Origin of the sequence: Mannheimia indoligenes (assembly GCF_036880405.1) — a bacterium.
GTDB classification, from domain to species: Bacteria; Pseudomonadota; Gammaproteobacteria; order Enterobacterales; family Pasteurellaceae; genus Mannheimia; species Mannheimia indoligenes.
On record NZ_JBAJJM010000013.1, the window covers coordinates 17333 to 39030 of the forward strand.

The 21698-nt window shown below is 39.7% G+C and carries 23 protein-coding genes and 1 pseudogene; 9 read left to right on the forward strand and 15 right to left on the reverse strand.

Translation table 11 applies throughout. The features are described 5' to 3' along the window. The first annotated feature begins 77 nt into the window (after positions 1-77). Positions 78-1256 carry an Obg family GTPase CgtA gene (cgtA, locus tag V6W77_RS09465; RefSeq protein ID WP_334248711.1) on the forward strand — a complete coding sequence of 393 codons (1179 nt, stop codon included), beginning with the start codon at positions 78-80 and terminating at the stop codon, positions 1254-1256. 122 nt (positions 1257-1378) lie between these two features. Here the strand turns inward: cgtA and V6W77_RS09470 are convergent. The 3 genes and pseudogenes from V6W77_RS09470 to V6W77_RS09475 all read right to left on the reverse strand — a co-directional run. Beyond that, a pseudogene (locus tag V6W77_RS09470) lies at positions 1379-2083 on the reverse strand (IS256 family transposase, variant Zn-binding type); the annotation flags it as partial. A gap of 12 nt (positions 2084-2095) precedes the next feature. After that, on the reverse strand, positions 2096-2272 hold the full coding sequence (locus V6W77_RS11040) for an IS1/IS1595 family N-terminal zinc-binding domain-containing protein (RefSeq protein WP_428981787.1): 177 nt from the start codon (positions 2270-2272) through the stop codon (positions 2096-2098). A gap of 131 nt (positions 2273-2403) precedes the next feature. Beyond that, positions 2404-3099, reverse strand: a complete 696-nt coding sequence (locus V6W77_RS09475) for a putative periplasmic lipoprotein (RefSeq protein ID WP_334254496.1) — start codon at positions 3097-3099, stop codon at positions 2404-2406. 127 nt (positions 3100-3226) lie between these two features. Between V6W77_RS09475 and V6W77_RS09480 the strand changes: the two genes are divergently transcribed. Together V6W77_RS09480 and V6W77_RS09485 are read left to right on the forward strand one after the other, a co-directional pair. Continuing rightward, positions 3227-3634, forward strand: a complete 408-nt coding sequence (locus tag V6W77_RS09480) for a helix-turn-helix domain-containing protein (RefSeq protein ID WP_334254497.1) — start codon at positions 3227-3229, stop codon at positions 3632-3634. Between the two features lie 80 nt (positions 3635-3714). After that, positions 3715-4332 carry an HI_0552 family protein gene (locus tag V6W77_RS09485; RefSeq protein ID WP_334254498.1) on the forward strand — a complete coding sequence of 206 codons (618 nt, stop codon included), beginning with the start codon at positions 3715-3717 and terminating at the stop codon, positions 4330-4332. A gap of 42 nt (positions 4333-4374) precedes the next feature. Here the strand turns inward: V6W77_RS09485 and V6W77_RS09490 are convergent, their stop codons facing one another. The 7 genes from V6W77_RS09490 to hda form a co-directional block, all read right to left on the reverse strand. Further along, positions 4375-6333, reverse strand: coding sequence for a heme lyase CcmF/NrfE family subunit (locus tag V6W77_RS09490; protein WP_334234786.1), 1959 nt, complete (start codon positions 6331-6333; stop codon positions 4375-4377). After that, a complete protein-coding gene (gene ccmE, locus V6W77_RS09495; protein WP_334236017.1) occupies positions 6330-6884 on the reverse strand; it encodes a cytochrome c maturation protein CcmE in 555 nt (184 codons plus the stop codon). The genes V6W77_RS09490 and ccmE overlap by 4 nt, the downstream gene beginning before the upstream one ends. A 208-nt stretch (positions 6885-7092) precedes the next feature. Beyond that, the gene (ccmD, locus tag V6W77_RS09500; RefSeq protein WP_025236626.1) at positions 7093-7287 is read right to left on the reverse strand and encodes a heme exporter protein CcmD; all 195 of its coding nucleotides are present in this window, start codon (positions 7285-7287) and stop codon (positions 7093-7095) included. Between the two features lie 17 nt (positions 7288-7304). After that, positions 7305-8042, reverse strand: coding sequence for a heme ABC transporter permease (locus V6W77_RS09505; protein WP_025236627.1), 738 nt, complete (start codon positions 8040-8042; stop codon positions 7305-7307). Positions 8043-8106: 64 nt separating this feature from the next. Continuing rightward, complete coding sequence (ccmB, locus tag V6W77_RS09510; RefSeq protein ID WP_334254499.1) at positions 8107-8769, reverse strand: heme exporter protein CcmB; 663 nt, start codon at positions 8767-8769, stop codon at positions 8107-8109. Then, positions 8766-9407 (reverse strand): cytochrome c biogenesis heme-transporting ATPase CcmA, encoded by a 642-nt coding sequence (gene ccmA, locus V6W77_RS09515; protein WP_138317700.1) that lies wholly within the window; start codon positions 9405-9407, stop codon positions 8766-8768. Before ccmA ends, ccmB begins: the two co-directional genes overlap by 4 nt. 144 nt (positions 9408-9551) lie before the next feature. Continuing rightward, entirely contained in the window at positions 9552-10262 is a 711-nt protein-coding gene (gene hda / locus V6W77_RS09520) for a DnaA regulatory inactivator Hda (RefSeq protein WP_025236630.1), read from the reverse strand. Positions 10263-10481: 219 nt separating this feature from the next. Here hda and V6W77_RS09525 point away from each other — a divergent pair, with 219 nt between their 5' ends. The 6 genes from V6W77_RS09525 to V6W77_RS09550 all read left to right on the forward strand — a co-directional run bounded on the left by V6W77_RS09525 (position 10482) and on the right by V6W77_RS09550 (position 17175). Further along, positions 10482-12083: an ABC transporter substrate-binding protein gene (locus V6W77_RS09525; protein WP_283386905.1), complete on the forward strand. Its 1602-nt coding sequence runs from the start codon at positions 10482-10484 to the stop codon at positions 12081-12083. A 262-nt stretch (positions 12084-12345) separates the two neighbouring features. Continuing rightward, the gene (locus tag V6W77_RS09530) at positions 12346-13350 is read left to right on the forward strand and encodes an ABC transporter permease subunit (protein WP_334232101.1); all 1005 of its coding nucleotides are present in this window, start codon (positions 12346-12348) and stop codon (positions 13348-13350) included. 104 nt (positions 13351-13454) lie between these two features. Further along, a complete protein-coding gene (locus V6W77_RS09535; protein WP_334254500.1) occupies positions 13455-14345 on the forward strand; it encodes an ABC transporter permease subunit in 891 nt (296 codons plus the stop codon). Positions 14346-14355: 10 nt separating this feature from the next. Next, positions 14356-15357: a dipeptide ABC transporter ATP-binding protein gene (gene dppD / locus V6W77_RS09540; RefSeq protein ID WP_025236634.1), complete on the forward strand. Its 1002-nt coding sequence runs from the start codon at positions 14356-14358 to the stop codon at positions 15355-15357. A 1-nt stretch (position 15358) separates the two neighbouring features. Next, positions 15359-16360: a peptide ABC transporter ATP-binding protein gene (locus V6W77_RS09545; RefSeq protein ID WP_334232096.1), complete on the forward strand. Its 1002-nt coding sequence runs from the start codon at positions 15359-15361 to the stop codon at positions 16358-16360. A 65-nt stretch (positions 16361-16425) separates the two neighbouring features. Next, positions 16426-17175 carry an XAC2610-related protein gene (locus V6W77_RS09550; RefSeq protein WP_334254501.1) on the forward strand — a complete coding sequence of 250 codons (750 nt, stop codon included), beginning with the start codon at positions 16426-16428 and terminating at the stop codon, positions 17173-17175. A 468-nt stretch (positions 17176-17643) separates the two neighbouring features. Here V6W77_RS09550 and sohB read toward each other — a convergent pair whose 3' ends face one another. From sohB to V6W77_RS09575, 5 genes are all read right to left on the reverse strand, one after another. Then, positions 17644-18696 carry a protease SohB gene (gene sohB, locus V6W77_RS09555; protein ID WP_334254502.1) on the reverse strand — a complete coding sequence of 351 codons (1053 nt, stop codon included), beginning with the start codon at positions 18694-18696 and terminating at the stop codon, positions 17644-17646. A gap of 23 nt (positions 18697-18719) precedes the next feature. Continuing rightward, complete coding sequence (gene lpxB, locus V6W77_RS09560; protein ID WP_334254503.1) at positions 18720-19901, reverse strand: lipid-A-disaccharide synthase; 1182 nt, start codon at positions 19899-19901, stop codon at positions 18720-18722. A 247-nt stretch (positions 19902-20148) separates the two neighbouring features. Next, a complete protein-coding gene (locus V6W77_RS09565) occupies positions 20149-20448 on the reverse strand; it encodes a hypothetical protein (RefSeq protein WP_283386898.1) in 300 nt (99 codons plus the stop codon). A gap of 9 nt (positions 20449-20457) precedes the next feature. Beyond that, on the reverse strand, positions 20458-21195 hold the full coding sequence (locus V6W77_RS09570) for a hypothetical protein (protein WP_334254504.1): 738 nt from the start codon (positions 21193-21195) through the stop codon (positions 20458-20460). 14 nt (positions 21196-21209) lie between these two features. Next, positions 21210-21437, reverse strand: a complete 228-nt coding sequence (locus V6W77_RS09575; protein ID WP_283386896.1) for a hypothetical protein — start codon at positions 21435-21437, stop codon at positions 21210-21212. Between the last annotated feature and the right edge of the window lie 261 nt (positions 21438-21698).

Below are 21698 nucleotides of genomic sequence, written 5' to 3' on the forward strand. Positions count from 1 at the left end.
AGGGGCAAATCATCATTTGCCACTCAAAGATACAGTGGAGCGAAATCTTTTTCGCCCCAAGACCAAAGGACAATAAAATGAAATTTATAGATGAAGCCCTGATTCGTGTTGAAGCAGGCGATGGCGGAAACGGCTGTGTCAGCTTCCGCCGTGAAAAATATATACCAAAAGGCGGACCGGACGGTGGTGATGGTGGCGATGGTGGTGATGTTTACTTAATCGCAGATGAAAACCTTAACACCCTGATCGACTACCGCTTTGAAAAACGTTATGCCGCAGGTCGTGGTGAAAATGGTCGCAGTGCAGGTTGTACAGGTCATCGTGGTAACGATATTACATTACGTGTGCCGGTGGGGACTCGTGCTATCGACAATGATACCCAAGAAGTGATTGGCGACTTAACCCGCCACGGAATGAAAATGTTGGTGGCAAAAGGCGGTTATCACGGTTTAGGCAACACTCGCTTTAAATCCTCAGTAAACCGAGCTCCACGTCAAAAAACCAACGGCACACCGGGCGAAAAACGTGATTTATTGCTAGAGCTAATGCTACTTGCTGATGTGGGAATGTTAGGCTTGCCAAATGCCGGAAAATCAACCTTTATCCGCAGTGTCTCTGCTGCTAAACCGAAGGTTGCAGATTACCCGTTCACTACCCTTGTGCCAAGTTTAGGTGTAGCTCGTGTAGGAGCAGATCGCAGCTTTGTGGTTGCCGATATTCCCGGCTTGATTGAAGGGGCTGCCGAAGGGGCTGGTTTAGGGATCCGTTTCCTAAAACACTTGGAACGTTGCCGCATTTTGATTCACTTAGTGGATATTATGCCGATTGATGAAAGCGACCCGGCTCACAATATTTCAGTGATTGAATCTGAGCTATACCAATACAGCGAAAAACTTTCTGAAAAACCGACTTGGTTGGTGTTCAACAAAATCGACACCATCGGCGAAGAAGAAGCTGCTGAGCGAGCCAAAGAGATTGCCGAGCAAATCGGTTGGGAAGGCGATTACTACTTAATCTCCGCCGCCACCGGTCAAAACGTGCAGAATCTTACCCGTGATATTATGGATTTCATCGAAGCGAATCCTCGTGAAGTGGAAGAAGAAAATAAAGCCGCGGATGAAGTGAAATTCAAATGGGAAGACTACCACAACGAAGCAATGCAAAATGCCGTGGAAGAAGATTGGGATGACGACTGGGACGATGATTGGACCGAAGAAGACGATGAGGGCGTAGAGTTTATTTACGAACGCCGTTAATACAATACAAGCGGTTATTTTTCGGAAAAATTTTGCAAATTTGGGATAGTGGACAAAATTGAGTCTGATTTCCCAATGAACTAGCCATAGTGGACATTTTTGAGTCTGCTATGGCTTTATTTTCAACTCTTTTGGCAAACAAAATCCTTTATAAACATCATCTTATGTTCATCAGTTAGTCCTTGATGTGGCACTAATTTGGCTTTCATTTGTCTAAAAAATGACTCCACCAAGTTGGCTGTATGTGCAATGTTTAACTCGGGATACGCTTGATAGGTAAATAGATAGTTTATGCTACGTTTTAAACTCCAATAAGCACTCCGTAATCGCTTATGTTTAAATCGTTTTGGGTTGGTTGCAGAACGTTCATTGAAATAACCTTTATGTTTATTTAACCATACAGATAGGGCTAGAGTAAGTGTTTCTTGTGTTTGAAATTTAAGTGAGTAATAAAGCGATAGTAGCTCTTTTCCTGCCTCTGATTTTGGTGATTTTGTTAAATAAAAAATACCTCGCCCGATTTGATGGAAGTGGCACATTTGGGTAGGAATATTGGGGTAAGCATTTAATAATCCTCTTCTTCCATCACAGGTAATTGATTGAATGTTAATTCCTTTTTCAATTAACGCTGAGATAGCGTCAAAATAATATTGATTTTTCTCCGCAGAAATAAAGCGAAAATAAATCGGCTTTAAAGATAAGGAATCCATTAGGATAAGTACAGCAAAACGTTGTTTAAAGTGAGTGGTATCCATCATGATATTTACTGTTTGAGGAAGAGATTTTTGCTCGGCTTTTGTCGCTTTTTCGAGATGCCTTCTAATCGTCCGTTCAGAACATTAGTATTCAAAAGCAAGTTGTTGAATCGTTTGTTTTTGAGAACTGTACTTAAACCAAATTTCTTCGGAATTAAGTCGCTTAGATGCGACAAAGTTACGGTTACAATCAAGGCATTTATAGCGTTGGATACCGTTAATTTTACCGTATTTTTTGAGATTAAAAGATGAGCAGAAAATGCAATTTTTTAGGCATTTTTATAAAAAGTAGGTTAAAGCCTTATATTACAAGGTTTTAACCTAATTTACAGACTCAATTTTGTCCACTATACCAAAAATTTCAAGAAAAATAACCGCTTGTTTATATCAACTTATAGGTCTTTAATATTTTCTAACTCAATTAATTTACCAAGATTTTCAAAATGGCTTTTTCCAAGTTTTTCAATGCAAAGATCTACTAATTTTTTCCCTTCAGAAACAGCTAAGGAATAATTATTAGCCTCCCATTGCTCTTTAGTAAATCCTGATTTACTTTCCTCACAAGATGCGGCACCTCCACCAGAACCTACTACACTAAATTGAACATTCAATTTATAATGTGCATTATCATAAATCAGATAATTTTCTCCTATCGCAAAATAGACAGGGGAACCACTGTAATCTAATGGCTTACTAAAGCGAATATTTTGCTGTAATAAGGATTTATATTTAGGATATGCGTAAGTTTCAGCAATATTCAAAATAGCTGTTTGCTCCCCAAATAGTTCCTCCTTTGAGTGAGTATATATTTTGGCACTACAAGCACCTATTATATTAAACAATGAGAATGGGTTACAAAAAATCGTTTTTGTCACATCGCCAGCCACTGCACTAGCATTATCGCCTCTTGTCACAATACGCAAGTACTTATTTCTAGCTTGATTATTATGAACCATTCGTAACCCAGCAATACTATTATCAGATAAAACAACTTTTTCTGTTTCCATTTTAACTTGTTCAATCTTAGGTTTAGATGAACAAGCAGCTAATACTGTCATCATAACTAAACTAATCAATAATTTTTTCATAGATAAAGACCCCAAAATGTGTGAAAATACTACCAAATTATAGGAAAACACTATGATTGTTCTAGAATCAAACAAGACAAATTACTACCTAATTTGTCATTAAAATTGCTCAATTTGTGAGGTATAAATGGGAATGCACGATAAAATCCGTTTAATGCGAGAAGTTCGTCAATGGTCGCAGGAAGAAATGGCAAATAAGATGAATATGTCATTAAGTGGCTATGCCAAAATTGAGCGAGGCGAAACCAAATTGCATTACGACAAATTAGTGCAAATCGCCCAAATTTTTAATATGAATTTGTCTGATCTTGTTGATTCTGATAGAGGTATATTTTTCTCTATGAATGATAATGGAGATAATAATTCACTAACCTACTATAGCAGTTCTGAAGCAACGCTTATTGAGCTTGAAAAACTTAGATTATCCCTTTCCCATAAAGATGAATTACTTTCACAAAAAGATATTTTATTAGCCCAAAAAGAGCAAGAAATTCAATCACTTAGAAAGATTATTTCCCTATTAGAAAATAAATAAGAACATTACAAGCGGTTATTTTTCGGAAAAATTTTGCAAAAAATTAAAGAAAAATAACCGCTTGTTTTTTAAGGAAACTTATGCTCACATCAGAATCTTGCGATTTATTTAATATTCCGTTCTTCCAATTTTCTCAGCTGAAAAAATATTGTCCCGAGGAGATTCCTCGTATTAAGGCGGATTATAAAACCCATTGGGAAATTTGGAAGAACCTGCATCTTGAAATCCACCGTCAGTTAGGGCAGCCATTTAGCGAGCCGCATATTGAGCGTTGGTGTAACGGTTGGCAAGTTCGGGCTCATTTTTTTGCCTATTACAAATATGAATTTAATAAAAATTCAGCGGCAATTATTTCAGTGATTTTAAATCGCCGCCGTTTGCAAGTCAGCCTTGATTGGCATTGCTATCGGGCGGATAGATCGCAGATTAACGTGCATCAATACAATCAATGGTGGGAAGATTTAGATCGGGAACGCTTTGCCGATTTTGAGGTTTGGAACGGAAGTGAGAGTGAATATGCTGATTTTCACCAAGTAAAAACCTTTTCTGAAAATGAATTTGCATTAAAAGGTGAAGAAGATTTTTGGTGCATTGGGCGGAATTTGGAAAAGGACGATTTAGATAAAACGGATGTGGTGGAGTTTATTTATCAGGCAATTCGAGATCTGCTGCCGCTTTATGAAAAGTGTCATCAATAGATAAAACAAAAGGACTAAGCCGTTAAGCTTAGTCCTTTAAATTTATGCCGTTACGACATCTTTATTTTGTAGGCGTAAACGATAGCGTTTGTCCATCATACAGAGTAATCCACCTAACGCCATAAAGAGTCCACCAATCCAAATCCAGCGGATAAACGGTTTGTAATATAAGCGAACCGCCCAAGAATTATCTTCAAGTTTTTCTCCTAATGCAGCGTAGAGGTCGCGAGTGAAGCCCCAGTCGATAGCCGCTTCAGTCATTCCCATTTTACTGACGTTATAAAAACGTTTTTCTGCATTGAGTGTGGCTTCATACTTGCCGTTGTGGGTAATTTCAAGCTCAGCTGTACCGCCTTGATAGTTTGCCCCATCGGTAATTTTAATACCTTTAAATTCAAATTGATAATCTAAAATTTCAGCTTTATCGCCCACATTCATTCTCACATCTCGTTCGACACTGAAATTTTGGCTAAAGGCAATACCGAAGACCGTCATCGCCACACCTAAGTGGGCTAGCACCATTCCCCAATGTGAGCGAGAAAGTTTGAATAAACCGCTGAAGAATGAATGACGGTGCGTAGCTCGTTGTTGCAATTCATATAAGCTCAATAATACGATAAAGACCGACATCATTGTGCCAAGTACTACACTCACAGTAATCGTATTGCGGAATAGATAAGGAAGAGCAAAGCCAAGCAAAGCCATTAAAATCAGGGTAATAATTACTGGTTTACGAATGACAGAAACTTGGTCTCGACGCCATTTCACAAGCGGTCCAATTCCCAGCACAAATGCAAAAGGCACCATTAAAATCATAAACATTTGGTCAAAGAACGGTGCACCAATTGAGATTGTACCTAAACCGATTTGCTTATGAACAAGCGGTAATAAAGTCCCCAAGAATACTACCGATAAAAATGCCATCAATAAAATATTATTGATTAATAACATTGTTTCACGCGAATAGCGTTCGTAGTTATCAAGACTTTTAATTTGAGAGCCTTTAAACGCATATAACAATAATGAACCACCTACTACCACAACTAGATAAGCCAAGATATATAGCCCTCTCGTTGGGTCTGATGCGAAAGCGTGAACTGAAACTAAAATACCTGAACGAACTAAGAATGTTCCCACTAAGCAGAGGGAGAAGGCGAGAATGGCTAATAACACCGTCCACGCTTTAAATGTGCCACGCTTTTCAGTTACCGCTAATGAGTGAATTAATGCCGTACCGGCAATCCACGGCATTAGAGAGGCATTTTCCACCGGATCCCAGAACCACCAGCCGCCCCAGCCGAGTTCGTAGTACGCCCACCAAGAGCCGAGCACTATACCGAGCGTTAAAAACACCCAAGCTGCCATTGTCCAAGGGCGAGACCACCTAGCCCAAGCGGTATCTAAACGACCTGTCATTAATGAAGCAATCGCAAAGGCGAAGGCAACCGAAAATCCTACATAGCCCATATAGAGCAGCGGCGGGTGGAAAATTAAGCCCACGTCTTGCAACATTGGGTTTAATTCTTTGCCATCAACCGGGAAATTCGGGAATGTGCGATCAAACGGGTTGGAAGTAAAAATCACAAACACCAAGAAACCGATGCTGATCATCCCCATTAAACCTAACACACGGGCAACCGCATCTTCCGGCATTTTACGAGTAAAAGTCGCAACCCCTATCGACCAAAGCGAAAGCAACCAAACCCAGAGTAAGAGCGAGCCTTCGTGAGCACCCCATACGGCAGAAAGGCGATATTGAAGGGGTAAACGACTATTTGAGTTATTTACCACATATTGCACAGTAAAATCGTTTACCGCAAATAAGTAAAATAATGAACCAAAAGAGACGGTTAAAGCTAAAAACATCGCCCACGTCATTGGTCTGGCTAGGGCAATTAAAGTGCTATTATGTTTCTCTGCCCCCCAAATCGGCAGAATAGCTAATAACACAGAGATAGCTAAGGCAAGTGCCAAAGCATAATTGCCTAATTCCGCAATCATTTAGTTTCCCCTTGCATATTAGCTTTTTGGGCTTCGGCTTCCGCTTTCATTTTGCGATCAGTTTCTGATTCGCCTTTTAAATCTTGCTCTGAAACACCCGATTTTTTATGTTGATCTTTCAACTTATCGCCCAATTCCGGTGGCATATAGTTTTCATCGTGTTTTGCCAATACTTCGGTTGCTTTTAAACGTGTTGGCTCAATGAGCACGCCCTGTGCCACAATACCCTGCCCTTCACGGAATAAATCCGGCAAAATACCTTCGTATTCGACTGTAATAGAAGGTCCAACATCATTTAAATCAAACACCACTTTTAAAGTTTTATCATCACGCTTGACCGTATCTTCCACAACCATTCCGCCAACACGAATACGCTGCCCGACTTCCGGTTTTTGTTTAGGATCATCATTTTTACCATTAACAATTTCAGATGGTGTGTAGAAAAGATCGATATTTTGGCTTAACGCATAAAGTGTCAATCCTGCTGCCACAGAAAGCCCAAGCAATACTGAAAGTACTACTTTCAATCTTGATTTTCGTCTTGGATTCATCGTAATCACCCTTAAAAATAAATGCTTAAAATAAATGCTATTGCATTAAAAAATTAAAAATATAACCAACTATAAGCATAACAAAAAATCGCAAAACATTCCCTAAATTTGAAGGAAGTTTTGCGATTTCTCAAACCAAATACCTATAAAGAAGTATTAATGCGATATTTGCAAAATTTTAACGTTTTTTAACCGCTTGTATTGCCTATTAAAGTGGTTGTTTAAGCTTTTCTTCTCTTGCCAGCTCTTTTTTCGCTTGAGCTAAAATTGCCTTGTGTTCACGGCGGCTTAACCAAATCAGTACTCCCATTGCAATAAAGGTAATGGCATAAGAGAGCCAAACATAGAAACCGTAACCACCCATTGCGAAAAATTCGCTAATTGATTCAAATTGAAAAGTCATCTCTATCTCCTACTTTCTTACACTGCTTTTGCTAAATTTTTAACCCAAGGGCGATTACGTTCATCTTTTAATAATGCGATACGATAACGCCAAATACTAAACCACACGGTAAAAATCAATGAGCCAAAAATCGCCAGTAATAACGGAATGAGCATTTCGACCGCCATTGACGGCTTGTCAAGCTTAGTAATGGTTGCACCTTGATGTAGCGTGTTCCACCACTCTACCGAGAAGTGAATAATCGGCAGGTTAATTACCCCAACCACCGAAAGCACCGCAGCGGCTTTTGCCCCAGTCTGTTTATCTTGAAAGGCTGAGTAAAGAGCCATTACGCCAATATAAAGGAAAAAAAGCACTAAGGCAGAAGTTAAGCGAGCATCCCACACCCACCAAGTTCCCCACATTGGTTTACCCCAAATCGCTCCTGTCGCAAGGGAAATAAAGGCGAACACCAAGCCAATCGGTGCCATTGAAATCATCGCCAAATTCGCTTGGCGAATTTGCCAAACTAAAGCAACTAAGCCCGCTACCGCCATTGAGCCATACACGCCCATCGACCAAATCGCCCCCGGCACGTGAATAAAGATAATACGGTAGCTATCGCCCTGTTGGTAATCTTTCGGTGCGTAAGCAAGCCCCCACACAAAAGCCACCGCTAACATAATTAAACTTAACCAACCCAAAAACGGTTGGATTTTCCCTAGCAAATGATACTGTGTTTCAGATTTTGCGTAAGGGTGTAGCCATTTCCACATAGAAAAACTCCGTAATAAATGAAATGTTTATTTACTTATTTTTGTAAAATTACTGCTTTCAAATCTAGTTCAAACTAATCCTTAACGCCCCTGCAATCGCAAATGGCGAAAAAGTTAAAGTAACCGCTAAAATTGCACCGATAACCGCAAGTTGTCCGCTGTAGCCCATATTCAGGGTAGCGGCTTCAAGCACCGCGGCGGCAAAGATTAATACCGGTAGAAATAACGGTAAAATCAATAGGCTTAACAAAGTACCACCTTTGCGTAATCCGACAGTCAATGCCACGCCAATTGCCCCTAAGCAGCTTAAAATCGGTGTGCCGAGTAATAATGTCATCACTAACGCCCACCAAACGTGGGTTTCTAGCGAGAGCAAAATTGCCGCAATCGGGGAGAGTAAAATCAGCGGTAAGCCGGTTAAAATCCAGTGAGCAATCACTTTCGCCAATGCCACTTGCGGTAAACCTAACGGCAATAGCATTAATTGTTCAAGTGAGCCGTCTAAATAATCATCTCGAAATAAACGTTCAAACGAAAGCAATGCAGAAAGGAGTGCCGCTACCCACGCAATACCACCGGCAATTTTGCCCAATAATTCAGGATTTGGTCCCATTAAAATCGGGAATACAGTAATCACCATTAAAAAAAACCAAAGCGGATTTAAAATTTCCGATGGTTTGCGAAAGGCAATGGTTAATTCACGCTGAATAATGCTAAATAAAATCATACTTTAAATTGATCTAACGAAATAATAGCAACTTTATCGCTCTCTGCTGCTTGATGACTGGTAAAAATGACTAATCCGCCTTTGGCACAATGTTGCTCAATATGAGCAATTAAATCTGCTACCCCTTTTTTATCAATGGCGGTAAAAGGTTCATCTAAAATCCAAAGTTTGGCTTGGGTCAGCCATAATTTAGCCAACGCAACACGGCGTTGTTGCCCTGCTGATAATTGAGAGCAAGGCAAATCTTCTCGCCCGATAAGGGAAACTTTATTTAACGCCTCCCACAACGCTTCGTCATCTTGCGGCAGTTGTTGAATTTTTTGGAAAAAGCGTAAATTCTCCCACGCAGTCAGCTCCGGTTTCACACCCGAATAATGACCTAAATAAAAGAGTTCCGAATAATATTCATCACGTTGTTTTTGAATAGGGATATCATTCCATAACACTTCGCCTTCAGCAGGTAACGAAAGCCCGGCTAAAATACGTAATAGACTAGTTTTACCGATGCCGTTATGCCCTTCAATCTGCACCCAATCGCCACTGTTTACAGTAAGATTACACCCTTCAAATAAACGGGTTTCACCTCGCTCACAAGCGATATTCTGTAGTTTAAGCTGATATTGGGGTGTTTGCTTCATCATAACTCAATGGGTAGAAAAATATTAACTGAAGTGTAACATAAGCTATTCTTTTAACGTAGCAAATAAGTTACTTATTTAGAGGTAGCAAGCGGTCAAATTTTCAAAAATTTTTGCAAATTTTGATAAGAATCAAACCGCTTGTTACAGAGAAAGGGCTTCCTTCACAAAAGGAATGGTTAATTTTCGTTGGGCTTGTAAAGAAGCGTGATCTAATTTATCTAATATTTTGGACAATTCTTCCAAATCAGACCCTATTTTTTTCAGCAGAAAATGAGCAACTTCATCGGATAACTCAATTCCTTTTTGATGTGCATTGGCTTGCAAAATATGGCATTTTTGTTCGTCAGTGAGATCACTTAATTGATACACTTCTCCCCACGTTAAACGGGAGCGTAAGTCCGGCAATTTAATATTTAATTGATGAGGCGGGCAATTCGCACTGATTAACAACAAGGTTTTTATACCATCACTAAATAATCCCTGCTGTTCTCGAATTTGATTGAATAAGTTGAAAATTGCCAGCTCCCATTCCTCATCACCTGCAATAGCTTGAATATCATCTAAACAAATCACATTCAGTAGCTCGGCGTTATCTAAAACCAACGGTGAGAAATAATGAGCTTTTGTTAAAGGAATGTAACTTGAGGTTTGTTGGTTTAAAAGAAAGTGATTGCTCACGGCTTTTAACAAATGACTTTTACCACAACCTTTTTCGCCCCAAATATAGAAAAACGGCTGTTGTACATCGGCAAAATTCCGTTTGAGAGATTCAAGCAACACTTCACTATTCTCTGCGTAAAAATTATCGAAAGTGTCTTCATCAATTTGATAAATCGGTAGAGGTAACTGCAAAAATATTCCTTAAAGCCAGCCATCAAAAACTTTGTAAGAATATCGGAAAACTGCCGTTTTGAGAAGTGGAAATTGCTCAATCAAATTTCATTTGTAAATTTTGATAAAGTCCTACCTCTATTTGTTAAAAAAAGATTGCAGTTCGCTAAAAAAATTGTATATTCAAAACTTCACATAAAAAAAGTAATTCAATCTATAAATAAAACTCAAGGAGTGAAGATGAAACACCTAGCTAAACTTTCGTTAATTGCAATGGCGGTTGCAGGTTCTGCAACTGCAATGGCTGCACCAAAAACCTTCGTCTATTGCTTAGAAGCATCGCCTTCAGCAATGAGCCCTGTTCTTGTAACAGACGGTGCAAGCCTTGATGCCAACGCTCGTCCTATCTATAACAAATTGGTGGACTTTGCAGAAGGCACAACCGATGTTATCCCATCGTTAGCAGAAAAGTGGGATATTTCTGAAGATGGCAAAACTTATACCTTCCATCTGCGTAAAGGAGTGAAATTCCACGACAACAAAGAATTCAAACCAAGCCGTGAATTAAACGCTGATGACGTGGTATTCTCAATCAACCGTCAGCTTGATCCAAACCACCCATTCCATAAAGTATCAGGTGGAAACTATGAATACTTTGTCGGTATGGATATGCAAAATATCATTGAAAAAGTGGAAAAGGTGGACGATCACACCGTTAAAATCAGCTTAAAAGTGCCAAATGCCCCGTTCTTAGCAAACTTAGCAATGGACTTTAACGCAGTTTATTCTGCTGAATATGCCGAACAATCATTAAAAGCAGGTAAACCGGAGCGTATTGATACTAACCCAATCGGTAGCGGTCCGTTCCAATTTGTTGATTACCAAAAAGACTCAACCGTACGTTACAAAGCTTTTGAAAACTACTGGCAGGGTAAAGCAAAAATTGACCGTTTAGTGTTTGCGATTACACCAGATGCGTCTGTACGTTTAGCCAAATTACAAAAAGGCGAATGCCACGCAATGCCATATCCTAACCCTGCGGATGTTGAAGCACTTAAAAAAGATGCCAACATTGAGTTAATGAGCCAATCTGGTATGAACGTAGGTTATCTTGCATTGAACTCATCAATTAAACCGTTAGATAATCAAAAAGTTCGCCAAGCCTTAAACCACGCAGTAAACAAACAAGCGATTGTGGATGCGGTGTATCAAGGTGCCGGTCAAGTGGCGAAAAACCCTATTCCACCAACAATGTGGAGTTACAATGACGCTGTTCAAGACTATGACTATAACCCTGAAAAAGCCAAAGCGTTATTAAAAGAAGCAGGCTTTGAGAACGGCTTTACCACAGAACTTTGGGCAATGCCGGTATCTCGCCCGTACAACCCGAACGCTCGCCGTATGGCTGAACTTATCCAAGAAGACTGGAAAAAAGTGGGCGTGAATGCGAAAATCGTCAGCTATGAGTGGGGTGAATACCTCAAACGTTTACGCCAAGGCGAAGCAGCAACTTCAATGATCGGTTGGACAGGCGATAATGGCGACCCGGATAACTTCCTGAACACACTATTAAGCTGTTCAGCGGTTGAAGCCGGTTCAAACTACTCAAAATTCTGCCACAAACCGTTTGAAGACGTAGTGCTTGGTGCGGCTCAAGAAAGCGACAAAGCAAAACGTACAGAGCTTTACAAACAAGCACAAGTTATCTTCAAAGAGCAAGCTCCTTGGATTACCATTGCTCACTCAACCGTTTACTTCCCAGTTCGTAAAGAAGTAAAAGGTTATGTAATGAGCCCTTTTGGCTTACATAACTTCTATAATGTAGAGCTTGCGGATAAATAATCTGCCTGCAAGCGGTCAATTTTGCGAATTTTTTTACAAATTTGACCGCTTGTTCTCCCCTCTTTAGCAAAGAGGGGCAGGGGGAGATTTGGTAGCAACGATTTGCGAAATGGGAGAATGAAAAGATCTCTTTGAATGATTATTTATTTTCTCCGGCAATGACTTCTGTCAAATCTCCCCTAATCCCTCTTTTCTAAAGAGAGGAATCAGATCGAGAGGTCAGATAACCCTTTATAAAATCCCAACATATTAGAGATTTTGAATGTTTCAATTTATTCTTAAACGCGTATTAATGGTGATTCCCACCTTTATCGCAATTACTTTAATTACTTTTGCCCTTGTGCATTTTATTCCCGGCGATCCGATTGAGATCCGAATGGGGGAGCGTGGATTGTCGCCTGAAGTTCATCAACAAATGATGGAACAGCTTGGCTTAAACCGACCATTGTTTGAGCAGTACATCAGCTATATCAGCGGTGTGCTACAAGGTGATCTTGGCAGGTCGTTTCGTAACAACGAACCTGTACTGAAAGAATTTTTTACCCTTTTCCCTGCAACTGTTGAGTTGGCATTTTTTGCATTGTTATGGTCTCTCATTTTAGGGATCTTCTTAGGCGTGATTGCAGCGGTTAAAAAAGAGTCGTGGATTTCGCATACAGTTACCACGCTTTCTCTGACAGGTTACTCTATGCCGATTTTCTGGTGGGGCTTAGTGCTAATCCTTTATTTTTCTACCCCACTGGGTTTACCCGCTTCGGGACGTTTACCGTCTGAATATTGGATTGAAGCCGAAACAGGTTTTATGCTGATTGATACTTGGCGTTCAGATGAACCGGGTGCATTTTTAGCGGCAATAAAATCATTAATTTTACCTGCTATTGTACTGGGTACAATTCCGCTTGCGGTGATTACCCGAATGACGCGTTCTTCAATGCTTGAAGTTCTGGGCGAAGATTATATACGCACCGCAAAAGCTAAAGGCTTGAATACCACTCGAATTGTGATTGTTCACGCTCTGAGAAATGCGTTAATTCCAGTAGTAACCGTTGTTGGTTTGATTGTAGGACAACTTTTGTCAGGAGCGGTTTTAACCGAGAATATTTTCTCGTGGCCTGGCATCGGCAAATGGATTATTGATGCCATCAACAGCCGTGATTACCCTGTGTTACAAGGCTCTGTATTAATCATTGCCACTATTATTATTTTAGTTAATTTAACCGTAGATTTAATATACGGTATTGTAAACCCAAGAATCCGCCATTCATAACAAGGTTTCAAGCGGTTAATTTTGCTTATAAATTTGCAAAAAGTATCTAAAAACCAACCGCTTGTTCTCTAGGATTTGGGATCTTTTTATTTTTGGAGTGATGAATGTCTTCAATAACATTATCTGCACCTAAACCAAAAACACCATTGCAGGAGTTTTGGTACTATTTTTGTCAAAATCGAGGTGCATTAATCGGACTTACCTTTATTGCAATAGTCTTTTTTGCCTGCGTGTTCGCACCTTGGGTTGCCCCATTTGACCCAATTGAGCAAAACCGTAGTGCATTACTACTCCCTCCGGCTTGGTTTGAAGGGGGAAATTCCGCTCATTTACTCGGTACGGATGATATCGGGCGTGATATTCTGTCTCGTATTATTTACGGTGCAAGATTATCCGTCTTTATCGGTTTAATCATTGTGCTACTTTCTTGCGTGTTCGGGGTAATTTTAGGCTTAATCGCGGGTTATTACGGCGGTATGCTTGATATTATCATTATGCGATTTGTGGATATTATGCTTGCCATTCCAAGCCTACTTTTAACCATTGGGGTAGTAACCATTCTTGGTCCATCACTCACCAATGCAGCAATTGCCATTGCGGCAGTTTCCATTCCAAGCTATGTGCGTTTAACCCGTGCTCAAGTATTAAGTGAGAAAAACCGTGATTATGTAACCGCTTCCCGTGTAGCCGGTGCAAGTGTGTTCCGCTTAATGTTTGTGGTTATCTTACCAAACTGCTTAGCTCCACTGATCGTTCAAATGACAATGGGGATTTCAAATGCGATTTTAGAACTTGCCGCACTCGGCTTCTTAGGCATTGGAGCTCAGCCACCAACACCTGAACTGGGTACGATGTTGGCAGAATCACGTGGCTTTATGCAATCGGCAAACTGGTTAGTAACCATTCCGGGACTGGCGATTTTATCACTTGTATTAGCATTCAACTTAATGGGCGATGGCTTGCGTGATGCACTCGATCCAAAACTAAAACAATAGGAGAGACAAGATGGCATTATTAACTGTTAATCAGCTTTCCGTCCATTTTGGCGATGAAAAAACGCCATTTAAAGCGGTGGATCGCGTAAGCTACGAAATCAATGAAGGCGAAGTATTAGGAATTGTAGGAGAATCAGGTTCGGGTAAATCGGTCAGTTCATTAGCGATTATGGGCTTAATTGACTTTCCCGGTCGTGTAATGGCGGAAAATTTACACTTTAACGGTAATGATTTGTTGGCATTAAAACCAAAGGAAAAACAACAAATTGTGGGTGCGGATGTGTCTATGATTTTCCAAGATGCAATGACCAGCCTCAACCCAAGCTACACCGTAGGCTATCAGATTATGGAAGCGTTGAAAGTCCATCAAGGTGGTTCAAAAGCAAGTCGCCGTGAGCGAGCCATTGAGCTACTCAAAATGGTGGGAATTCCGGATCCTGAATCTCGTTTAGAGGTTTATCCGCATCAACTTTCGGGCGGTATGAGCCAGCGAGTGATGATTGCAATGGCAATTGCCTGTAACCCTAAATTATTAATTGCTGATGAGCCAACAACCGCATTAGATGTAACCATTCAAGCACAGATCATCGACTTACTGTTAGAATTACAACGCAAAGAAAATATGGCGTTGATTCTCATTACCCACGATCTTGCCCTTGTTGCGGAAGCGGCTCATCGCATTATCGTAATGTATGCCGGACAAGTGGTTGAAGAAGGCAAAGCGGCGGAAATTTTCAGCTCGCCACTTCACCCTTACACCCAAGCATTGCTGAAAGCATTACCTGAATTTGCCGAAGGAAAATCCCGTTTGCAATCTCTACCGGGTGTTGTACCGGGCAAATATGACCGACCACAGGGTTGTTTACTCAATCCTCGTTGCCCTTATGCAACGGATAAATGCCGTCAAATTGAACCGGAGCTACATACATTAAACGGTCGCCAAGTGAAATGTCATACACCACTAACACTCGCAGGCACACCACTTGCTTTTGAACAACATCTGAGAGGTTAAAATGAGCGATTTGCAAAAAAATGATAAAAACGCACCGCTTCTCGATGCGATTAATCTAAAAAAATATTACCCCGTTAAAAAAGGAATGTTCGCACCGCCAAAGTTAGTTAAAGCAGTGGATGGCGTATCATTTACGCTTGAGCGTGGCAAAACATTGGCAATTGTAGGCGAATCGGGCTGTGGAAAATCAACGTTGGGGCGAATGCTCACAATGATTGAAAACCCAACTGAAGGCGAATTATTCTATAACGGACAGAATTTCTTAGTAAATGATAAAGAAACTGCTCAGCTACGCCGTAAAAAAATTCAAATTGTATTCCAAAATCCATATAGCTCACTCAATCCTCGCAAAAAAGTAGGAGCAATTTTAGAAGAGCCCTTGTTAATTAACACCGAATTGTCGGCAAAAGAACGTAAAGATCGCGTTTTAGAAATGATGGCAAAGGTTGGCTTAAAACCTGAGTTTTACGACCGCTATCCACATATGTTCTCGGGTGGACAACGCCAGCGAATTGCAATTGCTCGTGGCTTGATGCTACAGCCTGACATTGTAGTTGCTGATGAACCAGTTTCCGCATTAGACGTTTCGGTTCGAGCCCAAGTGCTTAACTTGATGATGGATCTGCAAGAAGAAATGGGGCTGTCTTATGTCTTTATTTCTCACGATTTATCCGTTGTTGAGCACATTGCTGATGAAGTGATGGTGATGTATTTAGGTCGCTGTGTTGAACAAGGCGATACTAAAACGATTTTTAGTAATCCTCGCCACCCTTATACCCAAGCATTGCTTTCAGCAACACCACGTTTAGATCCAAATCAACGTCGTGAACGCATTAAGCTAACAGGCGAATTACCAAGCCCACTTAAGCCACCAAAAGGTTGTGCTTTCAATGCTCGCTGCCGTTTTGCAACGGATCTATGCCGCGTCAGCCAGCCAGATCTCAAAACCTATGCAGATGGCACTCGCATCGCCTGCTTTGTAGTAGAAGAGCAACATAAATAGATCTAACAAGCGGTACGATTTTATAAAAAATTTGCAAATCGCACCGCTTTTCTTTGAGGAAAAATATGAAGCGTTATTTTTTATTATTTGGATTGCTACTTAGCACCTATTCCCACGCTCTTGAAAAACTGAATGTGCAGTTATGGGCAGAACGAGATCTGGTTTCTAACAACGACAAATATATTTTGAATTTACACACAGGCGATTGGCAATCTGGCGGCATTCTCTATTGGATTGGAACGACCAATAGTTTACATTTTCGAGGCAATCAAAAAGGGCTAGATTTTACATTAAGTTCTTTTGAGCCGGGCGGAGGAGAAAAGCCGTCCGAATATAAAATAGTAGGAAAGCTAACACCCCATCTTAATCGTTTTGAAGCAGAGCTACACCATCTGCCAAGTCAAAATGTTGAGAAAGTAACCTTTGGATCGCTTTTTTGGCAGCCAGATCGCCCTCAACATTTGATCGAATTTTGGGGCGAGCCGCAGCCCTATAACCGAGTGAAGATTGATGAAATCCGCATTCTGGAACGAGAGAGCCGTAAATTTCTGCAAACTATTGAAGTATCACACAAAAATGATATTTACCAAGAAGGGCTTGCAGCACACTATATTGATTTAAACTTCGACGGCTATTTTGATATTGCAATGCAAGTTGGGGGCGATTTTGAGGCTGGAGGCTATCGTTATTGGCTCTATAATGCTTCCTCTCAAAAATATGAGCTTTCAGAGGAACTCAGCAAACTCACTCGTTACCCATCACGAGATATTATCCTCCGTGAATTACGATTTTTAGAAGGCACAGTGAAGTGGTAAATGAGGATTTTGCTCACAAGCATTTTAATTATATAAGGAGACACAATAGCAAACTTTATCCGAAAAACATTTGGCGGATTATCACTTAGTTACTATCTAAGGCATTTCTTATTTGGGCTACTGATTTTTGCCTTATTTATATTTGCAGGTGTAAAGCACCCTAAAACAGGCGAATGGAATATACCCGTTCTTACCATTCTGATCATTAGCCAATTTCTTTACCCTTACGCACGTTTTGTGTATGAAAGCATCATTGACTATATCTTCGGAAATAATGTGTTCTTTGCGAATGCAATTTTAGTTTTAATCGTGAAGTTATTTACTATGCTCTTATGCTATAGCTTTGCAATTTTTATTGCACCCATCGGGCTAATTTACCTCTATTTTTACCATACTAAACAAGAAAAACAGCATAACGTATAAAATGAAAAGGCTGAACTCAATAAAGTTCAGCCCTTTTGCTTGACACTACATTATCGTTGAACGACCTTTATTTAAGATCTTAGTTAAAACATTTTCCGCAGATTGTTCTAGCTGTGAGCCGATTTTCTGGCTCAATTTTTTCTTCTCTTTGTATTTTAATTCAATCACCTCTTTCTCAGAGATTGCATTTAAAATAAGATCATCACTGGTTGCAATTTCATCTACTAAATTTAACTCAATCGCTTGCTGCCCGAACCAGTGTTCTCCGGTTGCCACTTTTTCAATATCTAGTTGAGGACGGTGATGTTCCACAAACTCTTTAAACAATGAATGCGTTTCTTCTAGCTCTTGCTGGAATTTTTGCTTGCCTTTCTCTGTATTTTCGCCAACTAAAGTTACTGTACGTTTATATTCGCCTGCTGTCATCACATCCACATCAATATCGTGTTTTTTCAGGAAACGATGAATATTTGGCACTTGAGCTACAACCCCCACCGATCCAATTACCGCAAAAGGAGCAGCAACAATTTTATTTGCCACACAAGCCATCATATAACCTCCACTTGCAGCAACTTTATCTACTGCTGCAATTAAAGGAATATTGCGATCACGCAAGCGTTGTAACTGTGAAGCTGCTAAGCCATAACCGTGAACCACACCACCTGGGCTTTCTAATCTGAGCAAGACTTCATCTTTTTCTGGATTAGCAAGGCTAATCACCGCATCAATTTCTCTGCGTAGAGAATTAACCTCGTGCGCCATCATATCGCCATTAAAATTCAGTACAAACAAGCGAGATGGGGCTTCTCCGCTTGTTCCCCCTTCTTTTAAACGCTTCTTCTCAAATTTTGCCCTCTCTTTCTCTGCTTTTTTCTCTTGCTTTTCTTGATGCTTTAGCTCTGCCTCACTCAAGAAAAATCCTGCAAGCGATTTTTGTTGTTCCTTATATTTTTTTGTTAAATTTATAATGGATACTGTACCATTTTCAGTTTGTTTTTTGGATTCCAAAATCAACATCACGACCACTGCAACAATACCGAAAACCGTTAATAATTCTAATAAGAAAATCCCATAATTAAGTAAAACTTCTTTCCACATACCTCTTCCCTTTTGCAAAAAAATTAATAAATATGACCGCTTGTAGAATGATTTAATAAATCAACAACCGCTTGAGCTGCTTGCTCATCTGCATTACATTGAATTGACTTGTGTAGCTCAACAAATCGCTGTTTTAAATCCGCTTTCTTAGCTTGGCTTTCCATATCCTCTGCGAGGAAAACCGTTAAATGGTTTGCCAACCTCTCCGGATTACACTCCTCTTGGATTAGCTCTGGCACAAGAAGTTCTTGAGCAAGTAAATTAGGTAGAGAAATATAATCCGTCTTAACTAGCCTTTTTGCCAGCCAATAAGTAAGCGGTTTCATTTTATAGCCAACTACCATTGGAGATTTACACAACATTGCCTCTAATGCAGCCGTGCCGGACGCTAAGAGCGTGCATTCCGCTGCAATCATCGCTTCACGAGCCTTGCCTTGAATAATATTAAGTTCTAGCTCTGGAGCGATTTGTGCTTTAATCTCATTAAATTGTGCAATTCGCTTTTTATTAACCATTGGCACTAAGAATTGCAAATCAGGAAAGCGAGCCTTTAGAAGCTGAGCGGTTTTTAAAAATGGTTCAGCTAAAAACTGAATTTCACTCCCTCTACTTCCCACCAAAATAGCCATATAACGTTTGCTTTCATCAATATTGAGCGATAAACAGGCTTGTGAACGCTCTGGCTCTAACGGAATCGCATCTGCCATTGTATGACCAATAAAACGGCAAGGCACATTAAACCTATCATAGAATGCCTTTTCAAACGGCAGAAATGCCAATACCAAATTAGTCGCTCTGGCAATTTTAAACACCCGTTTTTGACGCCACGCCCACACCGACGGGCTAACGTAATGAATCGTTTTAATACCATTGGCTTTAAGCTTTTCTTCAACAGTTAAATTGAAATCCGGTGCATCAATGCCGATAAAAATATCAGGCTTTACTTGAAGCATTTCATCAATCACTTGTTTACGGCGTTTAAGTAATCTTGGAAGATGTTGAACCACCTCAGCTAAACCCATAACTGAAAGTTCCTCCATATCAAACAAAGTCTCGCAACCCGCTGATATCATTCGTGGACCGGCTACGCCAATAAAACGAGCATTTGGATAATGCATTTTTAATGCTTTAATTAATCCTGCTCCGAGAATATCTCCCGAAATTTCTCCGGCAACTAAACCAATAACTGGTGATTTTTCTTTCATTTTGACTCAATATTATCAATAAATACTTAGAGCTATTATACATCATGTAAGAGCAAAGCCACACTTGCAAAAAATCATTAAAAACCAACCGCTTGCATTACATCGGACGAATAGTGATTCACTCCAACCGACTTCCCATTTTTCTATATGCTTTCCTGAAAAACAAAAATCCCCTAAGTATCTCTACTTAGGGGCAGACCGTTGACAAATCTCTAGATATAAATTTGAAGGTTTGATCCTCTACAGGTTATTTTTTCTTTAATAACCAACCAATACCTACGCCTATTGCAGTTCCAATTAAGGAGTTTTTCAAAGATGAAGAATCTTCTCTTTCATTTGCTTTTTTACGAGATGGTTCTTGTTTTACCACATTTTTTGATGAAATAATCTCATCTCGTCTTACACAGGCAATAACTTTACAAGTGGGATGTGAAGACTTAAATCGATTTTTTGCATCAAGAATACTTGTTGCAGCAACCGCTCCTCGCCCTTTCTGATTATAACGGGTATCGATATAATCAATGTCAAAATGGTATTGTTTACTCATAGCATATCCTTAAGATTGAAATACTTTCTCTTTTATAGATAGAACAGCTTTTTTCACTAGATTTCTAGGAATGACATATCTAGCAGGAGCAGGAATGAAATCGATTACTTTGTCTATGACCATTTCAATATTGCCATCTGAACCAATTTTTCTAAGCATATCTTCGATTTCACTTTCGTAAGGCATAATATATTTATCAAAAAAAGCATCCAGTCCTGCAACTTCATCACCAATTTTAACTTGTGTTTCTCTGAGAATATCCACAAGCGCTCTTAATTCGTCATCACTAATTGAATACTCTACCTCTCCATTTTCATTAGATAATGCGATCATTGAAGATAACAATTTAATTAACCCGTCACGCAACTTATTACGGCCATGCAAATGCATTAGCTTTAAATCACCAAAGTTCAGCTCACCTTTATTATAGGATATTGGGTATGACTTATAATAAGGTTGACAATGTTGCCACCCCCCACTTGGCTTTACAATGATTTTCTTGTTCGTAATTAAAGCACCATCTTTTGCACTTCCAAAAAGAGTATCATCATAAAGCACTAAAATTTCTTCATCACTATCTAAACTCGCTCCCATACCTGATGCCATAGAAGCTTTTGCATTATTAAGCTTCTTCAATGGAACACTACCATTTTCCCCTGCAACAACATAATATGACGAATTATCAACACATTCTGACAGCTCATCCAGAATTTCTCTGATATATGGATATTTATCTAATAAACTCATAGCCAACTTCCTCTTTATTTCTTAGATAACGTATCAATAACACTTTGAGAACAATCTAATAATTTGTCTCTTAAAGTACGCTCATCGTGATAAAACTGAACTATTGAGCCTATATTCTCACCTGTATAATGTTGTTTATATGTAGCGAATATTTCTCTTAATTCAGAAAATTTAGCATTTTCAACAATGTTTTTATAATCATTTGGAGAATCTACAATCCTCCGAATAATTTGACTTTGCATATCATCACCTCATTTTGTTTAGCAAGGATTATTTCCTTTATTCCTGCAAGGGAATAAAGGAAACTCAGTATACTGAGTTGCAAAATTTGGTTATAAATTCACCGCTTGTACAGTATTCAAAACAAGTTATGGAAACTGAGGAAGAGTTGTTTTAAAGGGGAAAAAGCGTATAGGAAAGGAAAGAGAAATTATCTCTGCTGAAATCAGGTAGTTTTATCAGTTAAAATACAAAAGCAAAAACCCCTAAGTATCTCTACTTAG